4 protein-coding genes are annotated in these 4,394 nt (G+C 60.8%); 1 reads left to right on the top strand and 3 read right to left on the bottom strand.

The genetic code is table 11. From position 1 onward, the window contains the following. Nucleotides 1–184: 184 nt before the first annotated feature. Genes FLM9_RS05350 through FLM9_RS05360 form a run of 3 tightly spaced genes read right to left on the bottom strand, consistent with a single transcriptional unit; the run spans nt 185 to nt 3,322 of the window. The gene (locus FLM9_RS05350) at nt 185–1,855 is read right to left on the bottom strand and encodes a SulP family inorganic anion transporter (RefSeq protein WP_074457602.1); all 1,671 of its coding nucleotides are present in this window, start codon (nt 1,853–1,855) and stop codon (nt 185–187) included. Next, on the bottom strand, nt 1,812–2,273 hold the full coding sequence (locus FLM9_RS05355; RefSeq protein ID WP_074457603.1) for a DCC1-like thiol-disulfide oxidoreductase family protein: 462 nt from the start codon (nt 2,271–2,273) through the stop codon (nt 1,812–1,814). Before FLM9_RS05355 ends, FLM9_RS05350 begins: the two co-directional genes overlap by 44 nt. After that, on the bottom strand, nt 2,270–3,322 hold the full coding sequence (locus tag FLM9_RS05360; RefSeq protein WP_074457604.1) for a hypothetical protein: 1,053 nt from the start codon (nt 3,320–3,322) through the stop codon (nt 2,270–2,272). Before FLM9_RS05360 ends, FLM9_RS05355 begins: the two co-directional genes overlap by 4 nt. A 152-nt stretch (nt 3,323–3,474) precedes the next feature. Between FLM9_RS05360 and FLM9_RS05365 the strand changes: the two genes are divergently transcribed. Continuing rightward, the gene (locus FLM9_RS05365; protein ID WP_102135489.1) at nt 3,475–4,293 is read left to right on the top strand and encodes a prohibitin family protein; all 819 of its coding nucleotides are present in this window, start codon (nt 3,475–3,477) and stop codon (nt 4,291–4,293) included. The last annotated feature ends 101 nt before the right edge of the window (nt 4,294–4,394 follow it).

Here is a 4,394-nt window from a genome sequence, read left to right on the forward strand (position 1 = left end):
AACTGGCTTTTCATGGTGGGACGTTGCCTTGCTTCCCCTGATCCAGCACTGGGGTTGATCAGCAAACACCTTCCCTTGCAGAGCAGCGGTCATGGCCTCAAGTGGTTTGCGGTCATCATCGAATCCTGGAACAGAACATTGCCAGGCTGCTCGGTCTGACGCAGAGCGTCAGAGGAGTGGTGATTCAACTCTTGATGGCCTCAACAGCTGCCGCCAAGGCCTGGGCGCGAGTCAACTGGGTGTGATCAGCGGGCAGCAACTCAAACAGTTTCAGCGTTTCCAGCCGTTTGCGGGTGGTGCCCGCAGCCCCCACAACATAGACATGACGCTTGGCTTTCACCGCCTCCTCTACAGCGTTTTCCACGGCCAATGCCGCGGTGACGCCCAAGTGGGAAACAGCGCCAAGATCAAAAACAATGGCGTTGCACTGGCCAATGGCGTTGTGCTCCCGGCCAATGGTCTTGGCCACGCCAAAAATCATGTCTCCCGTAAGCTGGAACAGGAGCACGCGGCCCTTGCCCGCATCCAGCAGGGCTTTCTCCTCCTGGGGAAGATTCAAGTCGTCATCGGCCGTGCTGATGGACTTCACCACGTCACTCTGCCGCTGGGAGAGACGGTCAATGGTGAGCATGTTGGCCAGGAATACACCTACGCCCACGGCCACGATCAGATCCCACAGCACCGTAAGACCAATGACCACATAGAGGATCAGAGCGCCCTTGGTGGAAATACGGTGGGCCCGCTTCAGGAATCCCCAATCCACAATGTCGAAGCCCACTTTCAGGGCAATGCCTGCCAACACTGCCATGGGGATCGGGGCCACGAACCCGGGAAGCGCCAAAATCGCCACCATCAGGATCACCGCCCGGATAATGCCGGAGAGGGCTGACCGTGCCCCCGTCTGAATGTTTGCCACTGTGCCCATGGTGGCTCCAGCCCCGGCAATGCCGCCAAACAGCCCCGATACCAAATTGCCCAGGCCCTGCCCCAACAACTCCTTGTTGGAGTTGTGCTCGGTGCGGGTCAGGCTGTCGGCCACCACGGAGGTGAGCAGGGCGTCAATACATCCCAAGGCGCCCAGCACCGCAGCATCCGCCAGCATCAAGCCCAGTTGGTCGGTCCCAAAGGCCGGAATCTGCAAACTGGGGAGACCGGCGCTGATTTCCCCGATGCGACGAATGCCTTCGTCAATGCCGAAGGAAGAGCCCAGCGAGGGAATCAGGGTCAGGGAGAGGATGGTCCCGAACACAAGGGCCAGCACTTGCGGAGGAAGAAACTTCTTGATGCGCTGGGGTGTGAACCAGAGAATGGCGATGGTGATTGCGGCCAGCAGCAGTTCCAGCGGCTTCACGCCAGCGAGCAACTGGGGCAGGTTCTGCAACGTTCCCATCACCCCTCCCGGGGGACCCCTCTGCCCCAATGCCGGCCCCAGTTGCAGCACGATGAGGATGAAGCCGATTCCGGACATGAAGCCCGAAATCACCGTGTAGGGCATTTGGGTGATGTAGCGACCCAAGCGCAAGAGGCCCAGCAGGATCTGGAACACGCCGGCCAGCATGACCACGGTGAAGGCCATGGCCATGCCGTTTTCAGGGTTGCTGGCGGTGAGGTTGGCAATCACGGCGGTCATCACCACCGTCATGGGACCGGTGGGCTCCGAGATGAGGGTGGGTGTGCCCCCAAATAGAGTCGCAAACAGCCCAACCAGGACGGCGCCCCACAGACCAGCTTCAGGCCCTGCCCCGGAGGCGACACCAAAAGTCAGGGCCATGGGCAAGGCAATGATGGCTGCCGTGAGCCCCCCCCACCAGTCACCTTTGAGGTTGTTGCGACTGATGTGATTCAGAAGTTGCATCAGGATCGGGATCGGGATCGGGATCGGGATCAATCGGCAGACTACGCCAGCCCAAGGCCAGGCGGCGGGCCCACAGCAGCAGGGGATAAAGACGTTCTGTCCGTTCCCGGCTAGCAAACACCATCTTGAGCAGCTCCAACAGTCCCGCGGCAGGCCGCAGTTGACCACACAGCAGAGCCACTGCCGCTGGACCGTGAAACAGCCTGGTGTCTCCATCCTGCTCCACCATCAACACGGCTCCCCTGGAGAGGGGGCAGCCTTGCGCTTTCAGTGCTTGGCGAAGCTGGTCGTTGGCACGCCCGTCAACGATCTCTAATTGGGGCAGACCGCCTTTCAGCTCGCTCAACTCCGCGAAGCTTCGGCAGAAGGGGCATCCTCCGTCAAAGACCAGCCGTAGGCGTGCGGGCTGTGACTTCAAGGCTTGGGCTCAAGGGGTTTGTCAGCCAGGACCAGATCCTCTGAAATGTAGCCAGCTTCCCGCAGCAGCGCGGCCAACGCACTGGGAAAGTTCGGGTGGCGCCTGGACTCTTGGCCGCACTCTCCACCATGATCATGGTATTCTTCATTGGGGCAATACTCCAGGCCCCATTGACTGTCCGGGTCATGGCGCTGAAGCACCACGGGCCAGGCTTCTTCAATACGACCCGCACGGGCATGGCTGGCGGCATACCCGGCCAGCAACCCGTTCACCTCGCCGCCGCGATTGTTGTCCAGAATTTGGGCTTGGCGTTGCGCATCCTTCTCAAAAAGGGGACGCAGGTGGGGCTGGTGGCCGACATCCACCACTTTCTCCCCCTGCAGCGCCAGAAACTGGAGCGGAGCGCTGGATCCCGTGTAGGAGGAGAAGCGATAAAGGAAGCGATTATCCACTGTGGCCAGCAGATAACCATGGCCCGGGACAGGCTCTGTGGCCGCAAAGATGTCCCCGTCGAATGCACCCGCGTCGATGGCTTGCCACTCACCCTGGCCGTTCTCGCGGAAGATGGTGACCAGGGCACAACAATGAGCGCCGCCAGTGTATTGGGACAAGAGCACTTCCGGGCTGCTGTTGTCCACGTCGAACTCCACCATTTGAACCAAGGCGTTGATCATGGTGCTGGGCAAACCCATGTATTCCAGCAGTGGGGTATCGGTCAGCAGGCTGATGGGGGTGTCGTCCCCGCTGTCGGCAGACCAGAGCCTGAGCACGGGTTGTTTCTGCTGGCCGCCATACCCGTCCGGCTTCGCACGAAACGACAGGTCCGCTTTGATTCCCGCCGCCGTGAGACTGCCGCCGGATGAGTTGTCGTCCGGCCCGGCCCGCAGCACCATGGGCTCAAAATTAGCCAGCGCGGGGCCCCTCCCGGAGAGCTGTGGCACCAACGTTGTGACAATAAACGGTCGCAGCGCCAGCCAGCCCAGACCTGCACAGACACCAGCCAGCAGCGCCAGCCAGGGAACCATCGTGATGGGCTTCCAGGAGGGCATGGTCAAACGATGTCAGGAGGTATCATCCATTGAGCCAGCAGATGGCTGAGGCTGCCAGAGCCATGGCGGCTGGACGGGTCATGGATGCCTGATCTCAAGGAGTTGTAGCGGAGTTGTAGCGTCTCCCATGGACACTTGTAAGGGATTTGGTGATGGAAAGTGAATTTCGCCGCGTTGCGAAAGGCAAGGGTGACAACGGAGGATCTGGCGGTCCAGGTGTTCCATGGTTCCTCATGGCCGGCAGCATCCTGCTTCTGCTGATTCTGAGTCAAACTCTGTTCATCGTTCCTGCCGGCACTGTGGCGGTGATCACCACCCTGGGGCGCGTGACGGGCTCCCCACGGGGCGCTGGCCCGAACTTCAAGGTGCCCGTGTTTCAGAACACCCACCGCTTCAGCGTGAAAACCCAGGTGCGCCCGGAGCGGTTTGCCAGCCTCACCAAGGACCTGCAGGTGATTGAAGCCACGGCCACGGTCAAATACGCCCTCAAGCCCGAGGAAGTGGGACGGGTCTACGCCCAAATTGCCACCTTTGACGGTGATGTCTACCCCCGCATCGTGCAGCCGTCCCTGCTGAAGGCCCTCAAGTCTGTGTTCTCCCGCTACGACCTGGTCACCATTGCCTCCCAATGGGGCAGCATCTCCGAGGAGGTGGAGCAGCAGGTGGATACGGAACTCAGCCGTTTTGGCTATGTGGACGTGCAGGGTCTGGACCTGACCGGTTTGCAGATTGCCGAGGAATACCGTGCCGCCATTGAGGAGAAGCAGATTGCCGAGCAACGGCTACAGCGGGCCCAGACGGAGGTGCGCATCGCTGAGGAAGAGGCCAAGAAATTCCAGACCCTGTCCCGGAGCCTCAACGACCAGGTGCTCTACAAGCTGTTTCTGGATCGCTGGGACGGGAAAACCAGTGTTGTGCCCAGCTTTCCCGGCGGTCGGTCAGTTCCCGTGATTGTGGATGCCCAGCCCTGATCTGGCTACAGCACCGGCAGCCGCAGAAGCTGGGCCATCACGGCCGTTCCCGCAGGTAGCTCTGCGGTGGAAGCGTCAATTTCCAACAACAGATCGGCCCC

Source organism: Candidatus Synechococcus spongiarum, from assembly GCF_900047545.1.
GTDB classification, from domain to species: domain Bacteria; phylum Cyanobacteriota; class Cyanobacteriia; order PCC-6307; family Cyanobiaceae; genus Synechococcus_B; species Synechococcus_B spongiarum_C.